General features: G+C 27.7%; 27 protein-coding genes. 6 read left to right on the plus strand and 21 right to left on the minus strand.

The window, feature by feature from the left end; genetic code table 11:
• Positions 1-15: 15 nt before the first annotated feature.
• Positions 16-1,080, minus strand: a complete 1,065-nt coding sequence (locus IPM32_02170) for a PAS domain S-box protein (protein ID MBK8944052.1) — start codon at positions 1,078-1,080, stop codon at positions 16-18.
• A gap of 208 nt (positions 1,081-1,288) precedes the next feature.
• Here IPM32_02170 and IPM32_02175 point away from each other — a divergent pair, with 208 nt between their 5' ends.
• Positions 1,289-2,998 carry a T9SS type A sorting domain-containing protein gene (locus IPM32_02175; protein ID MBK8944053.1) on the plus strand — a complete coding sequence of 570 codons (1,710 nt, stop codon included), beginning with the start codon at positions 1,289-1,291 and terminating at the stop codon, positions 2,996-2,998.
• A 78-nt stretch (positions 2,999-3,076) separates the two neighbouring features.
• Here the strand turns inward: IPM32_02175 and IPM32_02180 are convergent, their stop codons facing one another.
• Both IPM32_02180 and IPM32_02185 read right to left on the minus strand, forming a co-directional pair.
• Entirely contained in the window at positions 3,077-4,243 is a 1,167-nt protein-coding gene (locus IPM32_02180; GenBank protein MBK8944054.1) for an NAD(P)/FAD-dependent oxidoreductase, read from the minus strand.
• Positions 4,240-4,479: a 4Fe-4S binding protein gene (locus IPM32_02185; GenBank protein MBK8944055.1), complete on the minus strand. Its 240-nt coding sequence runs from the start codon at positions 4,477-4,479 to the stop codon at positions 4,240-4,242. The genes IPM32_02180 and IPM32_02185 overlap by 4 nt, the downstream gene beginning before the upstream one ends.
• Positions 4,480-4,570: 91 nt before the next feature.
• On the opposite strand from IPM32_02185, the gene IPM32_02190 reads away from it, so the two are divergent.
• Positions 4,571-6,193: a PAS domain S-box protein gene (locus IPM32_02190; protein ID MBK8944056.1), complete on the plus strand. Its 1,623-nt coding sequence runs from the start codon at positions 4,571-4,573 to the stop codon at positions 6,191-6,193.
• A 10-nt stretch (positions 6,194-6,203) separates the two neighbouring features.
• On the opposite strand, the gene IPM32_02195 is transcribed toward IPM32_02190, so the two are convergent.
• Positions 6,204-8,399, minus strand: coding sequence for a CHASE domain-containing protein (locus IPM32_02195; GenBank protein ID MBK8944057.1), 2,196 nt, complete (start codon positions 8,397-8,399; stop codon positions 6,204-6,206).
• A 259-nt stretch (positions 8,400-8,658) separates the two neighbouring features.
• On the opposite strand from IPM32_02195, the gene IPM32_02200 reads away from it, so the two are divergent.
• Positions 8,659-9,387 carry a copper homeostasis protein CutC gene (locus tag IPM32_02200; GenBank protein MBK8944058.1) on the plus strand — a complete coding sequence of 243 codons (729 nt, stop codon included), beginning with the start codon at positions 8,659-8,661 and terminating at the stop codon, positions 9,385-9,387.
• A gap of 39 nt (positions 9,388-9,426) precedes the next feature.
• Here the strand turns inward: IPM32_02200 and IPM32_02205 are convergent, their stop codons facing one another.
• From IPM32_02205 to IPM32_02265, 13 genes are all read right to left on the minus strand, one after another.
• Positions 9,427-9,690, minus strand: coding sequence for a hypothetical protein (locus IPM32_02205; protein ID MBK8944059.1), 264 nt, complete (start codon positions 9,688-9,690; stop codon positions 9,427-9,429).
• A gap of 37 nt (positions 9,691-9,727) precedes the next feature.
• Positions 9,728-10,384, minus strand: a complete 657-nt coding sequence (locus IPM32_02210) for a TrkA family potassium uptake protein (protein ID MBK8944060.1) — start codon at positions 10,382-10,384, stop codon at positions 9,728-9,730.
• 12 nt (positions 10,385-10,396) lie between these two features.
• Complete coding sequence (locus IPM32_02215) at positions 10,397-11,731, minus strand: Trk family potassium uptake protein (GenBank protein ID MBK8944061.1); 1,335 nt, start codon at positions 11,729-11,731, stop codon at positions 10,397-10,399.
• A gap of 150 nt (positions 11,732-11,881) precedes the next feature.
• The gene (locus tag IPM32_02220; protein ID MBK8944062.1) at positions 11,882-13,690 is read right to left on the minus strand and encodes a HAMP domain-containing protein; all 1,809 of its coding nucleotides are present in this window, start codon (positions 13,688-13,690) and stop codon (positions 11,882-11,884) included.
• Positions 13,690-15,042 (minus strand): sigma-54-dependent Fis family transcriptional regulator, encoded by a 1,353-nt coding sequence (locus IPM32_02225; protein ID MBK8944063.1) that lies wholly within the window; start codon positions 15,040-15,042, stop codon positions 13,690-13,692. The genes IPM32_02220 and IPM32_02225 overlap by 1 nt, the downstream gene beginning before the upstream one ends.
• Before the next feature lie 233 nt (positions 15,043-15,275).
• Positions 15,276-15,878: an SOS response-associated peptidase gene (locus IPM32_02230; GenBank protein MBK8944064.1), complete on the minus strand. Its 603-nt coding sequence runs from the start codon at positions 15,876-15,878 to the stop codon at positions 15,276-15,278.
• A gap of 134 nt (positions 15,879-16,012) precedes the next feature.
• The gene (locus IPM32_02235) at positions 16,013-16,438 is read right to left on the minus strand and encodes a DUF3795 domain-containing protein (protein MBK8944065.1); all 426 of its coding nucleotides are present in this window, start codon (positions 16,436-16,438) and stop codon (positions 16,013-16,015) included.
• 143 nt (positions 16,439-16,581) lie between these two features.
• Positions 16,582-17,031, minus strand: a complete 450-nt coding sequence (locus tag IPM32_02240) for a DUF4440 domain-containing protein (protein MBK8944066.1) — start codon at positions 17,029-17,031, stop codon at positions 16,582-16,584.
• A 596-nt stretch (positions 17,032-17,627) separates the two neighbouring features.
• A complete protein-coding gene (locus IPM32_02245; protein MBK8944067.1) occupies positions 17,628-18,011 on the minus strand; it encodes a hypothetical protein in 384 nt (127 codons plus the stop codon).
• Positions 18,012-18,402: 391 nt separating this feature from the next.
• Positions 18,403-18,912 (minus strand): nuclear transport factor 2 family protein, encoded by a 510-nt coding sequence (locus tag IPM32_02250; GenBank protein ID MBK8944068.1) that lies wholly within the window; start codon positions 18,910-18,912, stop codon positions 18,403-18,405.
• A gap of 199 nt (positions 18,913-19,111) precedes the next feature.
• A complete protein-coding gene (locus IPM32_02255) occupies positions 19,112-19,660 on the minus strand; it encodes a hypothetical protein (protein ID MBK8944069.1) in 549 nt (182 codons plus the stop codon).
• Between the two features lie 67 nt (positions 19,661-19,727).
• Complete coding sequence (locus IPM32_02260) at positions 19,728-21,041, minus strand: T9SS type A sorting domain-containing protein (GenBank protein MBK8944070.1); 1,314 nt, start codon at positions 21,039-21,041, stop codon at positions 19,728-19,730.
• Between the two features lie 280 nt (positions 21,042-21,321).
• Positions 21,322-21,852, minus strand: a complete 531-nt coding sequence (locus IPM32_02265; GenBank protein ID MBK8944071.1) for a hypothetical protein — start codon at positions 21,850-21,852, stop codon at positions 21,322-21,324.
• A 414-nt stretch (positions 21,853-22,266) separates the two neighbouring features.
• Here IPM32_02265 and IPM32_02270 point away from each other — a divergent pair, with 414 nt between their 5' ends.
• Positions 22,267-23,283 carry an IS110 family transposase gene (locus IPM32_02270; GenBank protein MBK8944072.1) on the plus strand — a complete coding sequence of 339 codons (1,017 nt, stop codon included), beginning with the start codon at positions 22,267-22,269 and terminating at the stop codon, positions 23,281-23,283.
• A gap of 299 nt (positions 23,284-23,582) precedes the next feature.
• Here the strand turns inward: IPM32_02270 and IPM32_02275 are convergent, their stop codons facing one another.
• Both IPM32_02275 and IPM32_02280 read right to left on the minus strand, forming a co-directional pair.
• Positions 23,583-23,894, minus strand: coding sequence for a type II toxin-antitoxin system RelE/ParE family toxin (locus IPM32_02275; GenBank protein MBK8944073.1), 312 nt, complete (start codon positions 23,892-23,894; stop codon positions 23,583-23,585).
• Between the two features lie 2 nt (positions 23,895-23,896).
• Positions 23,897-24,181, minus strand: coding sequence for a type II toxin-antitoxin system Phd/YefM family antitoxin (locus tag IPM32_02280; GenBank protein MBK8944074.1), 285 nt, complete (start codon positions 24,179-24,181; stop codon positions 23,897-23,899).
• A gap of 369 nt (positions 24,182-24,550) precedes the next feature.
• Here IPM32_02280 and IPM32_02285 point away from each other — a divergent pair, with 369 nt between their 5' ends.
• Complete coding sequence (locus IPM32_02285) at positions 24,551-24,841, plus strand: BrnT family toxin (GenBank protein ID MBK8944075.1); 291 nt, start codon at positions 24,551-24,553, stop codon at positions 24,839-24,841.
• A 1-nt stretch (position 24,842) separates the two neighbouring features.
• On the plus strand, positions 24,843-25,052 hold the full coding sequence (locus tag IPM32_02290; protein MBK8944076.1) for a BrnA antitoxin family protein: 210 nt from the start codon (positions 24,843-24,845) through the stop codon (positions 25,050-25,052).
• Between the two features lie 243 nt (positions 25,053-25,295).
• On the opposite strand, the gene IPM32_02295 is transcribed toward IPM32_02290, so the two are convergent.
• Positions 25,296-26,078 (minus strand): hypothetical protein, encoded by a 783-nt coding sequence (locus IPM32_02295; GenBank protein ID MBK8944077.1) that lies wholly within the window; start codon positions 26,076-26,078, stop codon positions 25,296-25,298.
• 197 nt (positions 26,079-26,275) lie between these two features.
• Entirely contained in the window at positions 26,276-26,992 is a 717-nt protein-coding gene (locus tag IPM32_02300) for a hypothetical protein (protein MBK8944078.1), read from the minus strand.
• Positions 26,993-26,996 lie beyond the last annotated feature (4 nt).

Genomic DNA, 26,996 nt, shown 5'->3' on the forward strand with positions numbered 1-26,996 from the left:
TTAAATTTAGAAAAATTAAACCGGAATTTGTACAATAAATTCACTTCCGTTTCCTAATTCACTTTTAACTTTTATATCGCCGTTAAATTTTTTAATTATTCCGTAACTTACCGATAAACCCAATCCCGTTCCTTTTCCGACTTGTTTGGTCGTGAAAAAAGGATCGAAAATTTTTGAAATAACTTTTTCTTCAATTCCGCATCCGTTATCACTTATGCTTACAAAAATATATTTTTCTTTATAAAACGATTTTACTTTAATAATTCCTTCACCTTCGACTGCATCTAAAGAATTTATCAAAATGTTTATAAATACTTGAATTAATTGATCGGGAACAACTTTTAGCATTGGTAAATTTTCATCAAGATAAGTTTTAAACTCAACTTTTTTTACACGTTTATCGTATTTTACAATTCCTACAGCTGTTTTTATAACTTCATTGATTTGAGTAATAACTTCATCATGACTTGGCGGGCGCGAAAGATCTACCAATTCCCTAACAATTTTAGAAATACGATTTATATTATCTTTTACATTTGATAATTGTTCAGCTGTAAAATGATCTGTAGTTTTTCTCTGAAGTATTTGCACAATTGATGAAATTGCTGCAAGCGGATTTCCGATTTCATGTGCCACTCCAGCAGCTAATTGTCCAATAACGGCAAGCTTTTCCGATTGGTCAACTTGCTGTTGAAGTTTTCTAACTTCGGAAACATCCGTAATAATTACTGTTCTACCAGCGTATGAATTATTTTCTCCGGGCAATTTTGCAACATTTAATTGAACCGGAATAATTTTATTGTCTTTAGATTTTCTTTCGGTTTCAATTACTTCAGCAAAACCTTTTGCTTTTACTTCCTCAATTATATTATTTAGTTCAGTTATATATTTTTCACCTTCCGGTAAAAGTGCCGATGAATTTCTTCCAATAATTTCATCTTGAGTATAACCAAATATTTTTTCTGCGCCTTTATTCCAAACTAAAAACTCTTCTTTTTCATCTACAACCATAATTGCAGAATCAAGATATTTAAAAACATTGTGTAAATATTTTGGGTTAATTCCCCAGCTTGAAGTCATTTATATTTAATAATATTTTTTATGAAATTATATTTTATTTCTAAAATCAAATTTAATAAAATTTGAATTGTGTTTAGTTGATTATATTTGGAATTACAATTTACATTCATCATTATCGTTGTTCAACAACACATTATTTTATTTATCAAATATTATAATTACAAGTAAAATTATCTTCAATTATTTCTAAGTACATTAGAAAGTTTATATGCTAAAAATTAATTTTAAGTTAAATATTATTCCAATACTCATGTTTTACTGTTCAACATTTTTAAATGCACAAATAATTTTACGCGATGATTTTAAAGAAAATAGTAATTACTGGTTTTTCAGAGAAGATGGAAATCAATCGGTTCCTATTGTTAAAGATGGAACGCTTCAATTAAAATTAATTGATGCAGTAGAATCTGAATATTGCAACACCGAGATTTATGATCCAACAGAACCATACCAATCTGGAACAATTTTACGAACAAGAATAAAAGCTTCTCCACAACATATTGGTTCAAGAGGTTGGGGATTTTGGGATGGAGATTTAACCCTAATTGATATTTTTCTTGAATATGATGTTGCTTGGATTATGCAGCAAAAAAGTTTAGTGTCAGATGAAAAATATAATTGGTTTTTATTCGGTGTTGCCAGCGATTCTCTAAGCAATAAAAAAACTGTCAGCTTGCAAAATAAGTTGAATGAAAATGAATGGCATACTTATAAAATTATTTGGGATGAAAATATTACATCGTTATACGTTGATGATGAACTTTTCTACCTTACAAATTCCAATATTCCGGATGACAAAATGCGCTTTGATGTTTGGATTGACAACAGAGTTATAAATATTGAAGACCCAAGTAAATATTGGAATAATAATTCCAACGGCTCATCAATATTTGTTGATTATGTTGAAATTACGGGATTAAATGGAACAGAAATCTCAAGAAATACTTTTGGGAATATTTTATTTTGGGATTCACCAAATTCTTATCCAAATGGTAAGAAAGACAATTTGTGGAAAGAATATAATTTTTTTGTTGGTCAGCAAAGTGAAGTTTTAATTTACATTTCCGGAAATGCAGAAAATTATGCTGAGTTTGGAATTGATGATGATTTAAAAATTGTTATTAATGGAATTGATTATGGATGGGATAATCAAAATTCGCTAAATGGAAAAATGAATAATGGAAATGGTTATGCAATTTCTTTGCCGGTAAATTTATCTTCCGGAAATCATAATTTGAAAATTTATACTGATGAAACTCCTTTTGTAAGCGATATAATTGTAGTAAACTCTCCAAACGGAAAATTAATTTACAATAATATTTTTAATCAAATTGCAAACGATGAAGATGGATTTTTCAAAAATATTGATTTTGAAGTTTCCGAAAATTCTGAAATTACTTGTTTACTTTCATTTGATATGAATTCAAAAGATGATATTAATATTATGATTGACGATAAGGCAATTGATTTAACAAACCAAAAAAAAATTTTAGGAAATGAATTACAAAAACGAACTGCAACTTTTGTTATAAATGAATTATTAACTTCAGGAAAACATTCCTTAAAAATATTCAAAACCGGCTCACCAAAATTAGTTAATGTTTCCGTTTATTCTCCTTCAACTATTACTGATATTGATAATAATTTAAATGATAATTTTGAATTTGAGTTTACAGTTTATCCTAATCCATTTAATATTACGACAAATATAAATTATAAAATTTCTCAACCGACAAATGTAAAAATAAGAATTTATAATTTGCTCGGAGAATTAATTGAAGAAGTGATTAATGATAATCATATTATCGGCTATTATAATTTTGAATGGAATGCCGAAAATGTCTCAAGCGGAATTTATTTATTTACTATTTCCACAAATAATTATTTCGAATCAAAAAAAGTTATATTACTAAAATAGATTTTAGATTTTTGATATGAGAATTTGATATTTTAAAATTTCAGAAAATATTTTTTCTACGTTTTCCGTTTTCCGTTTTCACTTTAAAAATACTTTTGCAACATCAATTAATAATGAAGGATTATTTATTACAGCTTTTTTTGCAACATTTCCCAATGTTCTTTTTTCATCGGGCAAATCAACTAATGAATGCGCAATTTGATTATATTTTTCATCACTAAATTTATAAATTCCGTTTTTAATTCTATTAAACATTTCATGACGTTTGCCAAGTCTCTCTCGCCATAAAATTTCATAATCATAAATTTTATTCAAATCATTACTAATAATTGCATCAGCGGCAACTTTTCCGGCAATACTTCCGCCAATCATTCCGCTAATAATTCCTCCGCCGGAAAGCGGATTTATTTGTCGAGCCGCATCTCCGACTAACATAATTCCGGGATTTACAATTTTTTTTAAAGTTGGAGTAAATGGAATTCCCCCGGCAACCGAAGATAAAATTGGCGAATTGGGAAAGTAATTATTCATAAATTCATTAAGAAAAGAAATTGCGGATTTTTTCTTTCCAATATCTCCCGTAATTGCCAATCCAATATTTGCTAATTTGTTTCCTTTGGGGAAAATCCATAAATATCCTTGCGGTGCATATTCGCTTCCCCAATAAAAATAGCATGTATTTGGATCAACATTAATATTTGCTGCAGTAATTTGAATTCCGCTTTCCATATCTCTAAAATCTGAGTGAGTTTTTAATCCGCCCCAGCGCCCAACTCTTGATTCAACTCCGTCTGCACCAATTACAATTTTAGATTTTATTTGATGTTGTTTCCCTCGAAATTCATATTTAACTCCGCAAACTTTGTTGTTTTCTAAAATCAACCCGTTAACATAAGTACGAGTTAAAATTTCAGTTCCATTCTGAGCAGCTAAATTTGCAAGTTCATAATCAAATATTTTTCTTTCTAATATTATTCCTTTTCCATCAAAGGGAATTATTACTTCGGTTTTATCCGGTGAAATAAAACTGAATTTCGTAATTTCTGCAGCAATCCATTTCGGATCGGGTTTTACAAATTCTTCAACTCCGGCTAAACTTACAGCTTCTCCGCATCTTACCGGATAACCAACATCTCTATCTTTTTCCAGCATCAAAACCGAGATACCTTTTTCAGATGCAAATTTTGACGCTATTGATCCAGCTGGTCCGGCACCAACAACAATTATATCATATTCGTTTTTCATACTTTTTCCAATGCAATTTTATTTGAATTAAATTTCAAAACTTCAATTGGGCATGACCAAACACATTTTGAACAATTTGTGCAAAGTTTTTCAATAATTTTAATTTCAGCTTCTTTTAATTCAATTGCGTCTTCGGGACAAACCCCAACACAGCATCCGCAAAAATCGCATTTATCTGGTATTATTTCTATTAAAAGCAAAATGACTTCCTTTATGAAATTGTTGCAAAAAATAATTAAAGGTGCGTACAATTTAAAGAAATATATGTGATTCACCTCAAAAACTGGCAAGTTTTACCGATAATACTGCAAGGTAAATTACTATAAAATGCAAACAAATATTGAAAATACAGCAACCGGAAAGGATTTGACAGATAATTTCAGAGAAAGATACATAGATTTTTTTAAATCTGTATTTAATGAAGCGCAGACTGCTATTTGTATTGCAGATTATGAAGGCAAAATTGTAGAAATTAATAATCATTTTGCAGAATTATTTGGATATGAAAAATCTGAACTTGTTGGAACTGAATATCTTAATTTACTTTCAGTTGATTCGCAATCGGTTGCAAAAGAAAATCACAAAAAAATTTTTAACGGAATAAATATTTTAAAAGCTGAAGAAAAAGTTAAACATAAAAATGGTACATATTTTTACATTCAAACAACAAATTTGCGCGTTAATGATGAAGATGGAAATAAATTAAGAATTACAACCGCAGTTGATGTTACAAACAGATTAAAAAATGAATTAGTTCAATCAGTACTTCTACAAATTTCCAACCTAATAAATAATTCACAGATTGATAAAAATCTATATGAATCTATTTATAATTTTTTAACTCAATTAATGCCGATTAAAAATTTTGCAATCTGTCTGCTTAACTCAAAAACAAATCAGCTGGAGTTCCCATATTTATTGAGTGAAATTGAGTTTGATGAAAAACATAATTTAGAAGAAGAATTTAAATTCATGCAAAAAACTGCTTCATCATTTATTCTAAGTGAAAAAGATATAGAATTGCTTGTTACAAATTCGCAGTTATTTGAATACATTGCAAAACCAAATACTATTTTAGGAATTCCGCTAAAAATTAAAAATGAAATTATTGGTGCAGTTATTATAAAAGATTATTTAGGAAATTTGTATACAAAAAAAGATAAAGAAGTTTTAGAATTAGTTGCTGATCAAATTGCTCACGTTATAGAACGTAAAAATTATGAAGATGAATTAATTGCTGCAAAAAAAGAGGCAGAAGACGCAGCGAGATTAAAATCAGATTTTCTTGCACAAATATCACATGAAATTAGAACTCCGTTAAATTCCATATTAAGCTTTTCTGCATTGATAAAAAACGAATTGAACGGTCAATTAAATCCAGAAATGGCTGAAACTTTTGAATATATAGAACGAGGCGGAAACAGATTAACAAGAACAATTGATTTGATTTTAAACGTATCTAAAATTCATAACCAAAAGTATAAAATTGAATTAAACGAAGTAAACTTGGATGATGATATTCTTTGGCCAATTGTTAAAGAACTTCACTCAAAAGCTTTTGCTAAAGGAATAAAACTGGAATTGAAAAATTCTAAATCACCGTTGCGTTTAGTATGCGATCAATATTCGATAAATCAAATGTTTATAAATTTAATTGATAATGCAATTAAATACACAAACAAGGGAAGTATTTCAATCGAATCATTTATTAATCCTTACGGAAATATTCAAGTTGATATAATTGATACTGGTATTGGAATTTCATCTGCCTATATAAATAAAATTTTCGATCCTTTTATTCAAGAAGAACAAGGTTACACAAGAACTTATGAAGGAATTGGTCTTGGTTTATCTTTAGTTAAAAGTTATGCCGAATTAAACAATGCCGAGTTAAAAGTAAAAAGCGAAAAAAACGTTGGTTCAATTTTCTCGGTAATTTTTAACACATAAATTTGTGTTATTATAAATTCTTTAAGTAATCTAATCCATCTTCCTTGCGAACTGTAAAATAAAACGTTGTTCCAATATTCTCTTTACTTTCAACCCAAATTGTTCCGCCGTTTCTTTCAACAAATTCTTTGCAAATACCTAAACCTAATCCGGTTCCTTTTTCACCGGCTGTTCCAATTGTAGAAATATTATAAGAATCTCTAAACATATTTTTCAAATTTGCTTGTGGAATTCCAACTCCAGTATCTGTTATGGAAATCGTAAACTTCTTATCATTATTCGGTTCTGCTTTAATAAATATTTTTCCTTTATTCGGTGTAAATTTAATTGCGTTTGAAAGTAAATTACGAAGACAAGTTTCAATCATAATTTCATCGGCAAATATTTTTATTGACTTATTTATATTTTCTTCAATATCTATTTGCTTATTTAATGCATTTATTTTTTCTTGATTTATAACTTTTTCAATTTGTTTACTTAGTAAATATGTTTTGGGAGAAAATGTAATTTGTCCAAGCTGCATTCTTCCCCATTCTGCCAATCCTTCTAAAATTGAATTTAGTGAAGTTGATGACTGATAAATGTAAATGCAATATTTTTTTATTTCTGCAAGATCAAGTGTTTCAATATCAGTTACAAGTAATTCAGAAAATCCATTAATCGCAACTAACGGACTTTTCAAATCATGACTAATAATTGAAAATATTTTACTTTTCTCAATATTCTGCTTTTCAAGTTTTTGACTATACTTTACTAATTTTTGCTGAATATATTTTCTTTCAGTAATATCAATGTTAATTCCAATTGCTCTTTCCGGTTTTCCATTTTGATTTCTTGCTATAACTTTTCCTAACACTTGTACCCATTTCCAATTTCCGGATTTTGTACCAAGTCTTGATTCCGAAGAAAAAACTGGAGAATATCCTTCAAAATGATGATTAAGCTTTTCCATCACTTCTTCTCTATCTTCCGGATGAATAAGTTTTTCCCAACTTTCATATTTTGATTCTAATTCATTTTCTCTAAACTCAAGCATTGTAGCAAATCTATCATTGTAGTATAAATCTCCGGTAATAATATTCCAATCCCACAAACCCAATTCTGCACCATCTATTGCTAAATTTAGTCTTTGTGCACTTTCATTTAATTCGCTGGTTCTTTTATCAACAATTTTATTTATTCTTTCCTTTTCTTTTGATACTCTGTTATAATAGAATGCGAAAAAAGTGAAAATCGAAAGAGAAATTATTGCAATTAAATGAGGAATATAAGCTTGGTTTTTATCGTAAAAATCTTTATTGGGAATGCAAACAATTGCCCAATTTCTTCCACCAAAAACAAATTGTTTTTGAAATTTATTATCCTCAAAATTTGATTTCCTTTTAGAAGAATCTTTTGATATTCTTGCTTTATGATAATATAAAATTTGATTTTCGATTGATGCAGATCTATCTAATAAATAAATATCAATCCCTTGTACACTTAAAATTGAAATTGAATTTTCAACAATATTTTTTGGTTTAAAAACACCGCCAACAAAACCAATTAGATTATCAAATCTCTCTTCCGGAGTTTTATTTATGGTAATATTTTTTATTACTGGTTCAAATAATCTTATGCCGACTTCGTTTTTATTATCCTGAACTAAATTTAATTTTTCAGAAACAACAAACATATTTTCCGCTACAGATTTTCTTAGAGCAGAATTTCGTGCTTCATCTGATGAAAGATCAACCCCAAGTACCTCTTTATTATTTTCAATCGGCTCTAAAAAATAAACGGGAAAGTATTCGTTTTTTTCTCGTGCGTTTATCAGATTTTTGTTTTTATCTAATTCGTATATTCCATATGGAATTCCTAAAGTTAAACTTGCTTGCTTTATAAAATTTTCTTTTTCTGAATTTATAATTTTGGGAATCCATTCAATAGATTGAATTCCAAGCATTTTTTTATTGTAAGAATTAAAAAATTTCTGAAAGTCTGAATAAGAAATATCGCCTTTAACTAAAAATAAATTCCTCATTGATTCGGTAACCAATTCGGTCATTTCAATAGACCGATAAATTATTTCAATTCTTTCGGAAGCGGCTTTTTCAAAAACTATTTGTAATCTTTTTTGTTCAATATTATCTGCAATGAAGTAAGAAATAATTGTGCTAATAAGTCCCGTAATTATAATAATTGTTAATTTATTATTCTTTGACATGATAGAAACCTTTCATAAAAATGGGAAATTGTACATTGTGTCTTATTACAGGTTATACGAATTCTAACATAAACAATTTCAATGTAACATTTGGGGGATGAGTAAATAAATGTAAATAAATTTACAATTTCAACTATCAAAATTTTCTCTAAAATTTTCACATCACATAAAACAAATAAAATACATTTATAATAATTTTTACATTACACAATTATTAAATTACTTTTGGAATTAAGAACTTTTTATAGTCCACTTTTTTATGATAAAATTAGAAATTTGTATAAATTGTGATGGTTTGCAAAAAGTCAGCGAATCAGTTAAAGCTGCTTATTTAGGTGGCGCTTCAACAATTGAACTTTGCAGCGCAATGCATTTGGATGGATTAACTCCAACACCAAATCAAATTGTTGATGCAAGAAAATCCTTTATGATTAGAAAAGGATTGATGGTTATGATAAGACCGAGAGCCGGAGATTTTTGTTATTCTAAAAAAGAAATTCAAGTAATGAAAAACCAAATTAATATAGCTGCAAAAAACGGTGCAGATGGAGTTGTTTTTGGAATTTTAGATAAACAGAATAATTTAGATATAAATTCAACACAACAATTAATTGAAGATAGCAAAAAATATAATTTGCTTACTACATTTCACCGCGCATTTGATGCTTCAAGAAATCCTTTTGAAACTTTGGATTTATTAATTCAATTAGGAGTTAATCGTATTCTAACAAGTGGTACAGTTTGGGGAGAAAATAAATTCGCAATAGAAGGAATTTCCAAATTATCTCAATTGATTGATAAAGCTAATAATAAAATTGAGATTGTAATTTCCGGAGGCATTAATTTTATAAGTTTAAAAACTATTTTAAGTCAATTTAATATAGAAAATAAAAATATATCATTTCATTCGTATTCCGGCGTACGAGAAAATGGATTTACAAAATTGGAATTGGTAAAATCTCTTGCTGAACTAGTTAAGAATTTTTAGTTCACAAATAGTATAATACATTAAATATCTTTTCAAAAACTATAAATTCCACCCATTTGAAATGAAATTTTTTCTTACTGAATTATAATCTTCATTATTATGAACATAATATTCTTCTAACTCTAAAATAATTCTATCGATATTAAAGTTTGCAATTATTGATTTAATTTTTCTTGTTCCTTCCCAAGCATCATCTTGTAATACCAATTCTAAAAAAGGTTGAATATCTGTTTCGAAATCTTTCCTTGCTGTTCCAATTAAATCTTTTTGATTATAAATAGACACATTGATATTTAGTTTCATGATTTGTTAACCTTAACAATGAAATAATTTACATAAATTAAATTTTTAATTGCATTTTGTTTATATCGCTTTTTCTACCCATCAAAAAAAGTATTGTATCCGGTTTCAATTTAAAATCTGCATCCGGCATTAAATAAAATTCATTTGTTAATACATCCTTAACTGCAATAAGTAAAATGTTAAACTTAGTTCTTAATTGAATTTTTTTTAAAGTATTACCAGCAAATTTATCCGGACAAGCATATTCAACAATTGAATAATCTTCAGATAAAGGAATTCTTTCTATTAAATTCGGTTCAGCCAATCTTGTTGCAATCCATTCTGCAATATCTCTCTCGGGAAAAATGATTTCTGTTGCACCCATTAGTTTTAGTATTTGGGCATGCATTTCATTATTTGCTTTTACAATAATATTTTTAACGCCAATTTCTTTAAGATGATTTACTGCTAAAATGCTGTCAAATTCATTTTCTCCTGTACTGATAATTGCAGTATCAATTGTTGCGTCAATAAATTCAGTTAAAACAATTTTATTTTTTATATCTCCAATAATTGAATCACTAACAATATTTTTAATTTTTTCAATTTGATTTGGATCTGAATCTATTGCTAAAACATTCTTTCCTTTTTCAGATAAATTGCGAGCAATATTAAAACCAAAATTTCCTAAACCTAATACAGCAAAGTTTTTCATTTTCAACTCCTATTATGAAATAAAAAGTTCTTCTTCGGGATATTTATAATGATTTCCATTTGACTTACTCAGAAAAATTAAACCAAGTGCAAAAGGTCCAATTCTACCAATTAACATTAAAATTGTAATATAAATTTTTCCAATTGGTGTAAGATTAAAAGTAATTCCAGTTGATAACCCAACTGTTCCAAATGCTGAAGTTGCTTCAAATAGTAATTTTATGAAGTCTGTGTTTTCAGAGATTGTTAATAGAATTGTAAAAATTATTACAGACGTAAATCCAATAAATACTTGACCAACTGACTTGTAAAAATTTTCAAAGTTAATACTTCTTTTAAAAACGGAAACATTTCTTTTATCTTTTATTAATGCAAATGAAAATATTGAAAGCAATGCAAACGAAATTGTTTTAATACCTCCAGCAGTACTTCCGGGTGACCCGCCTATAAACATTAAAATTACAAAAATGAAAAGACTTGAAGATGTTAACTGTCCAATATCAATTGAATTAAAACCAACTGTACTAGATGCCGAAATTGCTTGGAATGAACTGAAAAAAATATCGTCCAATAAATTTGAAGAAAACTTATTCCCTTCAATAAAAAAAACTAAAATGCTTCCTATTGCATACAAATAAAAAGAAGAGGAAATAACTAATTTTGATTGAAGTGTAAATTTATTATTGGTTGATGATTTTTTAAATTTCTCTAAGACATCAAATATTACAAAAAATCCTATCGCGCCAGAAATAACTAGAAAATTAGTGTTTATGTTTATTATCCAATTTGATTTATATGAAACGAAACTGTCTGCAAACAGTGAAAATCCAGCAGTGCAGAATGCTGATACTGAGTGAAAGATTGAAATGTATAGAGCATCTATAAAAGAATATTTTTCAATAAAAACAATGAAATAAAATATTGTTCCAATAATCTCAATCACAGATGCATAAGTAACAATTAATTTTCCAAAACCTATTAAGTTTATATTCGGCAATCTAGAAATAGATTCTCGTAAAAATTTTTTACTACTAATTGAAAACTTATTGCTGGTTATCATTACAATTATTACATAAATTGCCATGTAGCCTATACCACCGATTTGAATTAAAACTAAAATTATTATCTGTCCAAATAGAGAATAATAAGTACCTGTATCAACAACAATTAAACCTGTTGTTGAAATAGCTGAAGTGGCAGTAAATAATGAATCAATAAAATTTTGTGATGTTTGTTGACTTGATGAAATTGGAAGCATTAGTAAAAATGCACCAACTAAAATTATAACAATGTAGCCAAGACTAAGCGTTTGTACTGGAGTAAATTTTATATTGAATTTCTTTAACACTTCTATGATAATTTTTTATCATAGTTAGACAAGTTTGATGCCATTTAAAAAGTTCAAAAGACTTGCTGAAACGCAATAAAATCAATGTATATTTTTATAAATTTTACAGCTCTATTCTATTATGAAAATTATTTTTCAAAATGAAAAAGATTAAGCGATTGGTAGTGTGAAATGAAATTTGGATCCTTTATTAATTGAACTTTCCACCCAAATTTTACCACCTTGAGTTTCAACCATTTCTTTTGCAATAGATAATCCTAATCCGGTTCCTTTCTTTTTATCTGATCTTACAAATTTCTTAAATATATTTTCAATATCGTCTTGCGATATTCCAGATCCATTATCAATAACAGAAAACATTAAATAGTTTTCAAGTTTTTCTAATGTAATTTTAATCTTTCCGTGTAAAGAAGAATATCTAATTGCATTTGTTAATAAGTTTACTAATATCCAAACAGATTTTTCTTTATCCGCTTTTATTTGAGGTGGGTTTTCTAATAATTCAAAATCAAGTTCAATTTCCTTTTCTGAAAATAATATCATTAATGCAGAAATTGCCAAATCAATTAACTGTATCGGATCTGTTTTCTCAATTATTAAATTTATTCTTCCGGTTTCTACTTGTGTAAAATCCAGCAATTCATTTACCACTCTTAACAGTTTTCTATTCTGTAGAGAAATTGATTCAACTAATTTTTTCTGTTCTTCATTTAATGTACCTAATCTAATATCATTCAATAATTTCAAACTCAAATTAACTGATGAGATTGGGGTTTTCAATTCATGAGAAATTGTTGCAATTAAATTAGTTTTCGCTAAATCTTTTTCTTTAAATAAAGTAACATTATTAAAAATTAAAACTGTTCCCTTTATTTCATTTTTATTGTTTAATGCTTTTTCAAGTTTAACCTCTATTTTATCAAGATTAAAGAACTGTTTAGTTTCGTCATCAAATATTTCAATTTGTTTATTGTTTTTATTTTCAGAGAATATTTCATTACAATAAATATCCAATTTTGCTGAATGTTTTTTTAAATCAAAAATATTTTTATTTATGACTGGTATATTCTCTGTAAATAATAATTTTTGAGCTTTGGAATTTATTAAAATAATATTATTGTTTTCATCAAGAAGTATAATCCCGTCATTCAAACCATAAACCAAACTTTCAATTCTTTTCTTTTCGAATAATTTCTGATCAATATGCTGTTCTTCAAATTCCTTTAGTCTTTCCGCCATTAAGTTAAACGCATTTGTTAGTGAACCTATTTCATCTGTTGATTTGAAATTAATTTTTTGATCAAAACTTTTTGCAGAAATTGCTTTTATTTTAGATGTAAGTTCTACGATAGGTTTTATTATATAATTTGGAAACTTTATTAAAAAAAATAATATTATTATTAAACTGCTGAATGAAATAATTGACATCAGCGATATTACTTCTTTCGATGTATTTTCAGCAATGTCATTTTTCCGTACTATGCTGTTCATATTTAGATTATAAATATCACTAATTATTTTTCTCATCGAAATAATTTTTGTTTCAAGATTTTCTACCAATAAATTTTCATCATTCTGATTTTCTGAAATTACTTTTTTACAATCAAAAAAAAACATTTCTAATTGTTTAACAAGTTCCTGTTCACCCTTTTCTGTAATATTGTTTTTTTGTCGGTGTAATAAAATGCTGAAATTAGAAATGTGTTTTAATAATGAATCTTGATTAATAAAATTATGATCAAGTTTTCGTATTTTTTTTAAATTATATATGTCTTCAATTTTACTTAATTCTTCAAACATTAAAAATGAATAATCAATTGAATGATAATTATCTTTTATTATTGCTCGTGAGTCTTGAGATAGTTTATTTAACGAATAAATGCCGAATAAACTAAGAGCAATAATTGTTATAATAATTATTGAAAAACTGACGAATATTTTTGTTTTAAGTGATAACATTAATCTTGTTTTATTTCATATTGCTCAATTTTTCTGTACAACGTTGTTAATCCTATTCCCAATAGATCAGCTGCTTTATTTTTGTTATTCTGTGTTAATGCAAGTACTTCCTGAATATGTTTTTTTTCTAGATCATTTATTGACAATGTATTATTCGACATGGTAAAATCATCATGTTGGAAAAAGAATTCTTGAGGTAAATATCTTGATTGAATGTTTCCATTTTCTGAAAGTATAACTACTCTTTCACAAACATTTCTTAATTCTCTTACATTCCCTGGAAATGGATACATTATAAGTTTAATATGAAAATCCGGATCAATATTAAATATTGGTTTATTAAATTTCTTTGAGAACTGAGAAATAAAATATTCAGCAAGAATCGTAATGTCTTCTTTTCTTTCACGTAATGGTGGCAAGTTCAATATAAATGTACTAATTCTGTAAAACAAATCTTTCCTGAACATCTCCTTTTTAATTTCTTCATCAAGATTTTTATTCGTTGCTGAAATAATTCTTACGTCAACTTGCGTTTCTTTTAAATCACCTGGTTTTATAAAAGTATTTGTTTCGAGAACCCTGAGTAATTTCGCTTGCAGATTAATCGACATTTCACTTATTTCATCTAAAAATAAGGTTCCTCCATCAGCTTCTTCAAAAAGTCCTTTTTTATTTGAAATGGCACCTGTAAAAGCACCTTTCTTATAGCCAAATAACTCCGATTCCAAAATATCTTTCGGAATACTGCTGCAATTTATTGCAACAAATTGTTTATCAGCTCTATAACTTTCATAATGAATTGCCTGCGCAAAAACTTCTTTTCCGGTTCCGGTTTCACCGGTTATTAAAATAGTTGTATCAGAATCCGTAAATTTTTTTGCTAGTGAAATGTTTTCTTTAATTGAGGTTGAACATCCAATAATATTTTCATACTTAAATTTGTTTCTAATTTTACTTTCAAGTTTATTTAATTTTGATGATAAACGAAATTTATCCATTGCTTTTTCAATCGTCGGAATAATTTTTTCATCATCATCTCCTTTTGTAATATAGTCAAACGCCCCAAGTTTTATCGATTTAACACCGTCATTAATTTTACCATAAGCTGTCAATATTATTATTTCGACAAATGGGTTTTTCTTCTTTATGATTGGGATAAATTCAATACTATTAATTTCATTTAGTCTTACGTCCAGAACAATTACATGAATATCTTCTTCAGTTATAATTTTCAATCCGTCATCAATATTTTCCGCACAAAATGAATTATAATTTTCCAAAGTCAATAATTTTGATAACAGATTTCTAATTTCCAGCTGATCGTCAATTACTAATATATTTCCTTTATTCATTGGATTATCTACTAAAATAAAATGTTTTCATTATGAATTAGAAATAATATAATCAATATTTATGCCTATTGGAAAAGTAAGTTTGTTTAACATTTTGAATAAATATCAGTTTATTTTTTTCATTTTGAAAATATTTTATTCAATTTGGAAATTGATTTAATATCTTTATTATGTTTTAAGACAATAAATATATTTATATGGTTAAGGATGATAAAACTAACACTTTAATTTTTCTATATCGCTGCAACTTCCATTTCCATATTTTTTTCATCTTTGTATGGAACACATTTTTCAAAATTACTGCTTAAATCTCCACTTAAAAATTCAACTGCATCTTTCATATTCAATATAACTGGCATTCTGTTGTGAATTTTTTTCATAAATTCATTCGGTTCGGTCGTAATTAATGAAATAGTTTTTTTACCTTCTTTATCCTTGTTAAATAAACCTGGAACGAAAAACATTTCGTCATTTTTTAAAAATATTCTGTATGGAATTTTCTTATTTTTTTCTTTTTTCCATTCATAAAAAGCTGACATTGGAATTATACATCTATTTCTATCAAACAACATTTTCCAAAATTGTTTTGATGAAATAGTTTCAATTCTTGAATTGAAAATTAGTGGTGATTCTTCTGAAAATTTTATTCCCCATTTATTTGTTTCAGCTAAATGATCAGAATCATTCTTCAATATTGTAACAATGGTATTAGTTGGAGCAATATTTTCTTTTTTTCGCAATTTATCAATTGTTCTAAAAAATACATTAATATTGAACTCTGCAAATTTTTCCATCATCCAATCTTCACGGACTTTATTCTCAAATCTCCCGCACATAATTTTCCCTTTCTTAAAGTCTTTAAGACAAATTTAAAAAATAAATCAGATAAATAAATGGCAAGATTTGGGATGGATTTTAAACGTAGATAATTTTAGAAGGGTTATTGTTTTGCTAATAAATATTTATTATTCTATATTGCCATACTTTTCTTTTCACCACACACTAAACATATTTCTCTGTGAACACAAATGATGTTTCCGCATTTTGAACAACTCCATTTCTTTTTTTCATTTTGAATAAATTTTTTAATACCAATTTCTTTGATAGTATTTAAATTCTCAATCATGCTCATTCCATATTTTGTTCTATAGCGTTTATCAAGATTCCTAATTCTTTTACATGGATATTTTGCACATGTATAACAGAATTTAGATTTATCATTTAATAAGAATTCGCAATTTTTTATAGAACATGTAAAACAATGATTCGACTTATTTAAACTAGTTGATTGGCAACCAGCACATTTATTTTTAATTCGTTGATAGCCAATACAGAGCCCACAATTCATTCCGCATGGTGCTATCATTGAAGAAGTTAAATTAATATTTATTTTCATACTTGAATTTAAATTTTTTTCAAACTTTCTGATTTCAAACCAAACCCAAATTAGCGAAGCAGTTTACCCCGATTCATCGGTTTCGGGAACATGCCCCGCTTGTTTTTACGGGGATTTGTTGGCTATGCAATTATTTAAATGTGTTAAATAACTGTTAAATGAATTATAATTAGCCAATTATTATTTACTTTCTCTAAAACAAGTAAATTTCTTCCTATAGCTTTTTGTCCATTATTTGTTGCTTCGTATTTACAAGTAAGCGTTGCAAGTTTACATGAATAATTAATTGATAGGATTTCAATACTATCAATATGCCCTCCCATATTCATACCGTTTTGAAAATTCTCAATTAATCGGTCTCTACCTTTTGCTACTAATCCTTTTACGTGGGGAGAAATATATTCAGCATTTTCACTATATAACGATATAAGATTTTTTGCGTCACCTCCATTGTAAGCTTCAATCCATTTTTGCAAATTATTTTGAAAAGCAATTTTAAGTGAATCAGCAACTAATTCATTTTCAATACTAGTTTGTGCAGTTATTGAATAATGTAAATAAAATACAATAAAAAAAATGAATAATACTTTCATACCTGAACTCTTATATTTTTAAATAATACTATTACATTGCCTAAAAGTGTGGCTCCGTTATCCGTTAGTTAACAGAAACGGATAACCAGTCAGCACAAAATTACAATTTTTAAATAACGATTGGTTAATTTTACAAAGTAGTTTTTAATTTTATTTTACTAAAAACTGCGACTCACTTTTCTTAATTGCACTTCACTTTAACAAAAAACTAAAACTTGCCTGCTGCAAGCAGGTTTAATTTCCAACTTTCTGTTTACAACCCAAACCAGTATTTAGCTTACACGCCTTGGTGAGTAAAGCTATCAGGTTGAAGTTGGTAAGGAGTAACTCTAATTTGACTTTGAATTTTGTCGTAATAAACTAATAGTTGTAAAAATGGCTGAAATACTAAAAAGAACAAAAAGAAGTAATCCCATAACTACAACGCCCCATTCTTCTAACAGATCTGGTTCGCGGTTCTGATATATATCCAGCAATGAGAGCACCACAACGATTAAATATACGACCGAGATTATACCTAATACTAGGGTTACTACTATACTTGTTCTATGATTTTGCATAACTCCTCATAAATTGATATTAGTTGATGGTAATTTTCATCTTGAATAATACCTATCAATTATAAGTCTAATTCTATTTCTATTAAATCGTTGAACAAAAACCGGATAGAGATTCATTATTACATTAAATATCGTTAGCCAAAGCACAAATTGAATGTCTCTTAAAATTCCAAATAAAATTGCTAACAAAACATTAAGTCCAATTCCAAGAGCATGACCTTGTTCAGATTCAATCATTTGCTTATTTAAGTCTTCAACTGCAGAAAGACTCTTACCTTTTAAAATAATTTTTCTTGTTGAAATGGGAATAGGATATTTTTGCAAAACTTTCTTGAATCTTATAACTCCGATAGATTTATAAATTTTTGAAGAATATTCAATTGGTAGAATTTTTAAATGCTTTATTAATCGAATATTCATTAATCTTGTGACTAAAGTTATAAATACCACTGAAAGACCAGTCAGCCAAAATGAATCCAGTATTATTCCGAATAAATTTCTGTTTAATTCATTATTCAAATATAAAACCAATATCAACAGATATAAAAGAATTAATAAAAATCCAAGAAGGCGTTTCATCTTTTCATAAATCCTAATTTTTAAATACAAACTACATGGCTCAGTTGCTAGTGGATTTCTAATTTTTACTCTACTTTTACAAACTTGCATTGAGCATGTCGAAATGATACTAAAATTTACTTTCTAGCTTAAATCGTAAACAAGCTTGTTACTTTTCATCGATGTAGGGTTGCCTGCACTTCTTGTTTTACTGCTATTTACCGGTTATTTTTTTATTTTTTTAAATTTATAATTATTGTTCTACAAGTTGATCATCTTGATGTGAGCCATGATAATGCACTATTTTCCAGTTCTTACCTTCTCTTCTGCAGACAATTGTTATAGCTCCTTTGTTAAAATATTGGCTTTTATTCTTATCTTTCTTGGTACCATACCATTTATATAAAACACTGACAACTCCAGAATTTTCACTTAATATTGTACATCGGATCTCTTCAATTTCATGTTTGTAGTTTAAGTGTTCTTCTGCTTCATGCTGCATACTACCAAATGTAACTTCTTCCCATTTATTAAAGCTTGGGACATAAAAACCATCACTAATTAATGTAAAATCATTTGTTTTTGAAAATAATTTTAATGAGCCTTTTGGATCGAAAGGTGGTTCCCAACTTTTTAGGTAGTTGATTGCTATATTTTTTAATGAATCACTAACTGCAAAATTGTATTCCTTTATTGAATTTTCAGATGTTCGCTCACATGATAACAATATGAATGTTATAACAACCAGAATTAAATATCTCATTTATTGTTCTCCACATTTATTTCTATTTTGACTTTTCATTTTTTGTATTTAATAAGGCATATCGATATGGCCCCATTTTCCGTAAGCTATACAATTATCTTCACTTTAACAAACCTGCATTCAGCTTGCCGCAATTCATCTGGAGTCTGGTTGCTTTCCGCGTTTGCTTTTGCGGGGATTTGTTTGATAAACGAATTTTTTATTTCCATTTACCAATTGCAAAATAACTAAAATCACAATAACCTTCCCAATTCATATAAAATCTTGCACTTGAATTTGTGATATTATCAACACCTAATGCATTTTGTCTAACTATTAAATCCATAAGTATTTTGGGCGGATCTATAAAACTAACTGGAAACTCAAGAGTTACTCCATTCATATTTGTTCTCCCGTTCCCCCAGCACATTTGTAAACTATCGATTCTTAAATAATTTTCATTTGTTTCAGGCTGACTAGCTATTAACATTTGAATTGTTTGCGCTTGGTTCTCAATTAACCTTTCTAATTCTGAATTCAAAGAATCTGAATATTGTTTTTGTGATAAATTTAATGAATCAATAATTTCTTGTTGCCTAGTTAACTGAAAAAGTAACGTTTTAATTAATTCTTTTTGATTTTCTTGTTCAATTTTTTGACTTTCTAATTCATCTTCTAACTTATTCAATTTATCTTCTAAAGGATTTTCACAATTTACAAATAATATAGTAGTTAATACGATTAACTTAATTTTTAATATTTGATACATTATTCCTCCTAGACAATAATTGTAAATTAATTTTTTCAAACATACTAAGTCACTTTACCCCTTTATTTTACTTCACTAAAAGCATCTTCTTTGTTTGAGTAAATTCTCCTGCTTGAAGTTTATAAAAATATACTCCAGTTGGAAAATCACTTGCATGAAACTCAATATGATAACTTCCTACACTTTGTAGATTATCGACCAAGGTTTTAACTTTTTCACCAAGTATATTATAAATAATTAATCTTACTTTTGTTTGTTCACTATTCACATTTATTGGGATTGTATAGTTAATTCTTGTTGTTGGATTAAAAGGATTTGGATAATTTTGGGATAATATAAACTCAATTGGATTTACAATTTCTTTTTTTTGAATCGACGTAATTGTTGAACCCAAATAAATACTAGCTGTATCATTATCTGTCTTCGTACCAATATATAAATTATCTTTTGAATCTATAAATATTGAATTAATTGTTGAATCGATTAATCCCACATCAATTTTTTCCCAATTATTCCCATTATTTGTTGAATAATAAATTCCAGCATTTTCTATTGTATTAAAAATTGTTCCCTTTGAATCTATGGCAATTTTTTTTACTTTCAATGATGGTAATCCATTATTTACTTGCTTCCAATTAATACCATTATCAACTGACAAATAAATTCCACCACTATTTAATGTATCATATTGCGATGAAGCTGCAAAAATATTTCCATCTTTGCCTTGCACAAATGACCAAGAATATGTTCTTTCTAAAGTGAGTACTTCTTCCCATGTTTCTCCACCATCTGACGAACGATAAATAAAAGAAGGCGGATTAGGAAAATATCCAGAGATTACCCCGGCTAATATGACATCGTCATTTATAAACAAATATTCTTGTACTTGATTTTCTAAATCTAATTTTGTCCAACTTTTACCATTATCTTTTGAGCAATAATTTGTGCTGTTTGCACCAATAAAAATTTTACCATTTGGACTGATTCCAATTGTATGAACAAAACTTACCGGTAATGTATCTACAATAGTTTCCCAATTTTGTCCTTTATCAATTGACTTGTATATCCTTCTTGCCGCTGTTATGTAAATGTAATTAGTATTTGAAATCACACAACTTAAATATGGATGATCATAAATTTGTTGAAAAATACTTTTCCCTACTTCTTTTAAATGTAGTTTATTAGTCCAACCACCAAAAATTATATTTGGATCATGCCAATAGGATATTGTTAAAATATCATCATTATTATTGACAACAATTTTTTCAATTCTTTTAGTTTCGGGAATAATAAATTTTGTCCATAACAAACTATTAGGATAAATAATTGAAATAAATAAAATTGGTAAACCTATCAAACTAACACAATAATATTTTTTCATAAGATTTTCTATTTATCAACATAACGGCGGCGCAAACAACCCGTCCGCCCAAAACAACAATTTTATTAAATAACGAATGATTTATTTTAAAAGCAGTTTTTAACCTTGCGGGCAGGCATGTTTGGTTTTACAAAAAACTGCGACTCACTTTACATAATTGTACTTCACTTTAACAAAAAAATAAAACTTACTTTCAAACTTTCAGTTTACACACCAAACCAGAATTGAGCGAAGCGGTCGCGTTGATTTGTTGGTTATATGCAATTATTATAATCTTAAATTAATTATCTAAAAACGGATTAAAACTAAGAGTATAAATCATATAATCTATTAATATTGTAGTATCATTTTCAACTTGCCATATTTCAAAATACGAGCCATGATACGCCTTTGGAATTTTTGACCATTTAGTACTTTGTGACATTGCCCATGTTCCTTTTTCATATATTCTATCATCGCAGCTCCACATATCTTCAATTTTTGCATTAAACGAATGTATAACAACATTATCGTCAATATTTTTTTCGTACGCTTTTTTGATAGCTTTTTTACCTTCTAATTTCGGACCTAAAGGCGGAGCAATAACTGCATTATTAGTAAAGTATTTTAATTGAGTTTCATAATCATTTTCAATTACTGCTTTGTTGAGTTCTATAGTAATTTGTTCAATTCTCATATAAGATAGGGAATCATTAGTTTTTGTTTTTTGAGATGTGAGCTTTATTTCTTTTTGATTACAACAGCTTAGAAGCGTTAGTATTCCAGTTATAAGGAGAAAATACATTACCATATTCCTAGTAAATGATTTCATTTTAACCTCATTATTTATTATTACATCAATGTATTTAATCAATTGAAAATATATTGACGACAATAATTTTACAAAATATATCTCACTTTTGCGATAAGTTTATAAAATGACAGATTTTATAATGTTCTTTTTGCATATAACGGCGTGGCAAATAACCCGTCCGCCCAAAACAACAATTTTATTAAATAACGAATTTATATTTTTACAAAACAATGTTTAACTTTTTCTTACAAACATTGTTTTTAAACTTTCTGAATTGACTTCACTTTAACAAAAAACTTAAAATTACTTTCTAACTTTTATTTTGCACAAAACCCAAGCCGGAACGGCGGTCAAGTTGATTTGCTTGATATTTCCAATAAGTAAAATAATAAATATGTTAGTAATAACATTAACAACAATTGGAGGTATCAAATGTATTACACCGGAATCGATCTTCACAAATTTACTTCTTATCTAACAACTGTTGATTCATCCGGAAATATTATCAAACAGCAAAACATTAAGAACACAGATTATTATTTTGTTCAATATTTTTCTGATCTTGGAACTGAGAATTTAACAACTGTTGAATCCACTATGACTTGGTATTGGTTAGATGATTTACTCAATTCTCTAAATATACCATTAGTCCTTGCCCATGCTAAATATGTTAAAGCTATTGCTTATGCCAAAGTTAAAACCGATAAAGTTGATTCTCACACTCTTGCTCAACTCCTTCGTATGGATTACATTCCAGAAGCTTATAAAATTTCTATTCAAAACAGAACTCTCAGAGATGCTCTTAGAGCTAGATTAAAAATAGTTCAACGGCATACTTCTGTAACCAACTCTATGCATCTGCTTTTAGCTAAATTTAACTTCGATAATCCATCTCAGCTATTTGGTATCTCTAAATACCAATATCAACAATTAGCAAACTTAGAATCTTTACTCAATGATCAAATTCTTGATCTTGAAAAACAACTTTATCCAGCCTTAATTCCCAATGAAGACATTCAACGATTACTCTGGATTCCCGGTATTGGGAAGTTGAATGCTTTCAACATTGTTCTAGAAGTTGATGATATTAACCGGTTTGAATCTATTAACAACTTCTATTCTTACTGCCGTTTATCTCCTTCTGCTCGTAACTCTGCCGGCAAAGCTAAACAACGTTCCTCTAATGATGGGAACAAATATCTTAAGGTTGTTTTCTCTGATGCTGCTGTTCATGCTATTCAATATTACCCAGTAATAAGAAAATACAATAATTCTTTAATGAGAAAAAAAAATAAACAGATAGCTAAAACTATTATTGCCAAAGAAATTGCGAATATTGTTTTTCATGTACTTAAATACAAAACTAACTTTAATAATAAATTTAAGGGTAGAGATTTAGAACATACTAAATCTTTACAATGGCCACGAGTTGTAAGCCCCTACGCATAACTGATTACTGCTACACCGTAATCCTCGCGCTGGATTGGGAATCAACTCGTTTGCCTATTAAATATCTGAGATTGTTTCTTTTTATTTTGGAACACCTAACATTTTTTTTGTTAGTAAGCTCCTTAAGAGGTTTGGTTGCCATCTATTTGGTTAACCTTAAAAGATATTCTGGCATTGTTTGTTGTTTATTATTGTTTATCTAATTTATGCACCTATCGTGTACAACTTTTTTTAACAATTTATTTTTGTGATAAATTTTTATACCCTCTTAACTTTTTACTTATTTAAGAGGTTATGTGTTAATTACTTTTAATTTGATTAACTAAGTTTTCCACATCCAACAATTTATGACCTTCAAACACTGTTAAAATGTCAACAGAATTTTTCTTAATTAAATAAACTATCCTATAATTTTTGTGTAATATTTCCCTTATTTGACTTATTGATAATTCTGGAACTATCCTTCCTTTTTCTGGAAATTCAATTAAGTCTTCAACAAGTGAAATTAGTTTGTCAGTTAATTTAATTGCAGCATTAGGATTATCTTGAGAAATGAAATCTTCAATTTCTTGAAGATTAAGAAATGATTCTTTTGTCCAATTAATTTTCATTTTTATTTTACAACTCTGTGTTTTTTCAATCCATTTCTTATTTGATAAGTTGTCAAAACTTCTCCATTTTCTGAATCAGCAAGTCCTCTTGAAATTGAATCAATAAATAATTTTGTTTCCCTAAGTTCATCGAACTCTTTTGGTGAAACTAAAACACCAGCTGGTTTACCATTTTGAGTAATAATTAAAGAATTTTTACGAATTTGTAAATCCTTTAAATATTTTGCCAAACTAGATTTAAATTCTCCAACTGGAATTATGTCACTTGAAACTGATATATTTTTCATTTTATGCCTTTTTCTTTACCTAAATTTTAGCCCTAATTTAATGCTAAATTACGACTTAAACAATAACATTTTTTAACACATAACGGCGTGGCAAATAACCCGTCCGCCAAAAACAGCAATTTTGTTAAATAACGATTGATTAATTTTACAAAGCAGTTTTTAATTTTCCTTTGGCAAAAACTGCGTCTCACTTTTATAAATTATACTTCACTTTAACAAAAAACTGAAATTTACTTTCAAACTTTCTGTTTACAAACCATACCCAAATTAGCGAACTTGTCTGCCGTGGCAGAGCGGTCGGGTTGATTTGTTTGTTATGTGCTTTTTTATTAATTTATTTCATCATTATAATATCATTATATAATCTATATGTATAATATTCATTTTCAATGGGATCAAAAGAAAAATATTGAAAATATTAAGAAACATAAAATTTCTTTTGAAGAAGCTAAAACAGTTTTCTTTGATGAAAATGCTCGAGTTATTTCAGATCCAGAACATTCCATTGATGAAGATAGATTTATCATTTTAGGTTTTTCAACTAAACTCAATCTCCTAGTTGTAGTTCATACTTATAGAGAAAATGATGAAATTATTAGAATTATTTCTGCTAGAAAAGCAACAAAAACAGAAAGTAAATATTACCAAGAGGTAAAATAAAATGAAAAAAGAATATGATTTTTCAAACTCCATAAAAAATCCTTACAGCAAAAAACTGAAAAAACAAATATCAATTCGTATCGAAGATGATACCGTAGAATATTTTAAAAAATTGTCTACAGAAATTGGAATTCCCTATCAAAATTTAATGAATATGTATTTACGTGAATGCGCTGATAAAAATATGAAGCCGAATATTAACTGGCAATAATTCACTCTTTTTAAGCATATAACGGCGTGGCAAATAACCCGTCCGCCCAAAACAACAATTTTATTAATTAACGATTGATTTATTTTAAAGAGCAGTTTTTAATTTAGTTTTACAAAAACTGTTTTTTGGTTATTTAATTTTACTTTCAATGTTTAACAACAATTTAAAACAAACTTTCTATTTTAATTTTTACAACAAATGCCTGACTGCTTACGCAGTCGGGTAGATTTGCTGGTTATACATTTACTTTATTAAACTGTATTTAGTTCCCCATGAACTAGATTTGTAATCTAATTTATATATTCCAACATCTTTCTTGATAGTAATAATATCTTGTCCATACTTAGAAATTTTTATTGTATCGCCTTGAATAAATGAATTATATCTATTAAACGATACTACCCAATAAGATAAATTTCTCAATGTAATTAGATTTGAGCTATCTTCAACTATTTGAAATGTTAACTCACTTGAATCCTTTTTGGAAGTTAACCAATTATCTGTGGTAAAATTATAAACTAATTTTTCTTCAACTTCATAAATAATTTTATCCTCAAATGATTGAATATTATTTAGTTTCCAGAATGCTAATCCACTTCGGAAATACAAACTGGCAAAATTATATGTTATATAATTAAATATTTTTTCGAATTCTGAATTTATGGGGAAATAATCATCTTTACCCTTTACTAATTCTATATTATATGTCATATTGCTTTTAACATTTATATCATTTCTAAAAATAATAGTAGGTGAATATTGAGGATGAGATAAAAGTAAATTTATTGTATGAACACCTTCCTTTACTTTTGGAAATACATATTTCCCTTCTAAATTAGTGTATACTGTATCTCTGTCTAAAACTACAGCAGCATTTTCTCTTATATTTGGGGTTGAATCCCAATAAATTTTATCATATACAAAACCACTGAGTTCGTAATAATTTGAATCGATGGGATTAGTTTCACATGATTCAAAGAATATAAATAATATAAGAATTAAAGTTATATTAACTATTCTTTTCATAAGTTTCCTTAAATGCATAACGGCTTTGCGGTTAAGCTGCTGCCAATAACAAGTAGGCAGTAAACAGTAAGCAGTATGCAATTTTAAATAATTTTGTTTAGTAAGACCAACCTGAACAAGTACCTTTAAACGGAAAAATAAACTCTTAAATATTAAATAAACCCGAGTGCGAAAGCGCAGTCAGCTTGAACCGCTGGTTAGGCAGTTTTTAGTTTTAACATTTTTATTAAATAATTAATAATCTGTTTGAAATAATCATATCCGATTCCTATTCCAAATCCAACCAACAATCCTATTTTTCCCATTGCTATTAAAAAGTCAATTGGTGGAAATTCTAATTTTGCGTTAATTGTATACACAATAATTGCTGCAATTATATTATTTATTGCATAAAATATTGCTAATGCAAAACTTCTAAGATAAAGAGTTAATTTTGAGTTTTGTCGAATAAATTGTTGATATAATTTAATTGATAATAAAAGACTTAGTAAATAGAATAAATCTCTAATGATTGAACTAAAAGAAATGTATTTCCCAAGAATAAAAGTTATGTCTAAAATTATTATTATAGCTATACCAAATAATTGTTCTTTTTTTGATGTGAATTCTAATAAACTAAAAAATAATGACCCAGCAAATCCCATTGTTATAAATTGAAATGCTGAATGTGATGAAACAAAAATTAGATTACCCACAAACAGAAAACCAACTAAAATACTTCCAAGTGTCCCAAGTAAAGTTAAAACAATTATCTTAAATATTATTTCAGTTTTCATTTGAATAACTTTTTTTAACTGCATAACGGCGTGGCAAATAACCCGTCCGCCCAAAACTACAATTTTATTTAATAACGAATGATTTATTTTACAAGCTTGGCCGCCGTCTTTTTGGCGGGAGCAGTTTTTAATTTTCATTAAC

The organism is Ignavibacteriota bacterium (assembly GCA_016716225.1).
Taxonomy (GTDB): domain Bacteria; phylum Bacteroidota; class Ignavibacteria; order Ignavibacteriales; family Melioribacteraceae.

What these genes read in the sequence shown, in the direction of transcription:
- IPM32_02175 (MBK8944053.1), top strand. Translation starts at nt 1,289, where the DNA reads ATGCTAAAAATTAATTTTAAGTTAAATATTATTCCAATACTCATGTTT.
- IPM32_02240 (MBK8944066.1), bottom strand. Translation starts at nt 17,031, where the DNA reads ATGAAAGTATTATTCATTTTTTTTATTGTATTTTATTTACATTATTCA.
- IPM32_02195 (MBK8944057.1), bottom strand. Translation starts at nt 8,399, where the DNA reads ATGTCAAAGAATAATAAATTAACAATTATTATAATTACGGGACTTATT.
- IPM32_02300 (MBK8944078.1), bottom strand. Translation starts at nt 26,992, where the DNA reads ATGAAAATTAAAAACTGCTCCCGCCAAAAAGACGGCGGCCAAGCTTGT.
- IPM32_02220 (MBK8944062.1), bottom strand. Translation starts at nt 13,690, where the DNA reads ATGTTATCACTTAAAACAAAAATATTCGTCAGTTTTTCAATAATTATT.
- IPM32_02245 (MBK8944067.1), bottom strand. Translation starts at nt 18,011, where the DNA reads ATGAATATTCGATTAATAAAGCATTTAAAAATTCTACCAATTGAATAT.
- IPM32_02230 (MBK8944064.1), bottom strand. Translation starts at nt 15,878, where the DNA reads ATGTGCGGGAGATTTGAGAATAAAGTCCGTGAAGATTGGATGATGGAA.
- IPM32_02260 (MBK8944070.1), bottom strand. Translation starts at nt 21,041, where the DNA reads ATGAAAAAATATTATTGTGTTAGTTTGATAGGTTTACCAATTTTATTT.
- IPM32_02170 (MBK8944052.1), bottom strand. Translation starts at nt 1,080, where the DNA reads ATGACTTCAAGCTGGGGAATTAACCCAAAATATTTACACAATGTTTTT.
- IPM32_02190 (MBK8944056.1), top strand. Translation starts at nt 4,571, where the DNA reads ATGCAAACAAATATTGAAAATACAGCAACCGGAAAGGATTTGACAGAT.
- IPM32_02250 (MBK8944068.1), bottom strand. Translation starts at nt 18,912, where the DNA reads ATGAGATATTTAATTCTGGTTGTTATAACATTCATATTGTTATCATGT.
- IPM32_02280 (MBK8944074.1), bottom strand. Translation starts at nt 24,181, where the DNA reads ATGAAAAATATATCAGTTTCAAGTGACATAATTCCAGTTGGAGAATTT.
- IPM32_02290 (MBK8944076.1), top strand. Translation starts at nt 24,843, where the DNA reads ATGAAAAAAGAATATGATTTTTCAAACTCCATAAAAAATCCTTACAGC.
- IPM32_02225 (MBK8944063.1), bottom strand. Translation starts at nt 15,042, where the DNA reads ATGAATAAAGGAAATATATTAGTAATTGACGATCAGCTGGAAATTAGA.
- IPM32_02210 (MBK8944060.1), bottom strand. Translation starts at nt 10,384, where the DNA reads ATGAAAAACTTTGCTGTATTAGGTTTAGGAAATTTTGGTTTTAATATT.
- IPM32_02265 (MBK8944071.1), bottom strand. Translation starts at nt 21,852, where the DNA reads ATGAAATCATTTACTAGGAATATGGTAATGTATTTTCTCCTTATAACT.
- IPM32_02285 (MBK8944075.1), top strand. Translation starts at nt 24,551, where the DNA reads ATGTATAATATTCATTTTCAATGGGATCAAAAGAAAAATATTGAAAAT.
- IPM32_02270 (MBK8944072.1), top strand. Translation starts at nt 22,267, where the DNA reads ATGTATTACACCGGAATCGATCTTCACAAATTTACTTCTTATCTAACA.
- IPM32_02205 (MBK8944059.1), bottom strand. Translation starts at nt 9,690, where the DNA reads ATGAAACTAAATATCAATGTGTCTATTTATAATCAAAAAGATTTAATT.
- IPM32_02200 (MBK8944058.1), top strand. Translation starts at nt 8,659, where the DNA reads ATGATAAAATTAGAAATTTGTATAAATTGTGATGGTTTGCAAAAAGTC.
- IPM32_02180 (MBK8944054.1), bottom strand. Translation starts at nt 4,243, where the DNA reads ATGAAAAACGAATATGATATAATTGTTGTTGGTGCCGGACCAGCTGGA.
- IPM32_02235 (MBK8944065.1), bottom strand. Translation starts at nt 16,438, where the DNA reads ATGAAAATAAATATTAATTTAACTTCTTCAATGATAGCACCATGCGGA.
- IPM32_02275 (MBK8944073.1), bottom strand. Translation starts at nt 23,894, where the DNA reads ATGAAAATTAATTGGACAAAAGAATCATTTCTTAATCTTCAAGAAATT.
- IPM32_02255 (MBK8944069.1), bottom strand. Translation starts at nt 19,660, where the DNA reads ATGTATCAAATATTAAAAATTAAGTTAATCGTATTAACTACTATATTA.
- IPM32_02295 (MBK8944077.1), bottom strand. Translation starts at nt 26,078, where the DNA reads ATGAAAAGAATAGTTAATATAACTTTAATTCTTATATTATTTATATTC.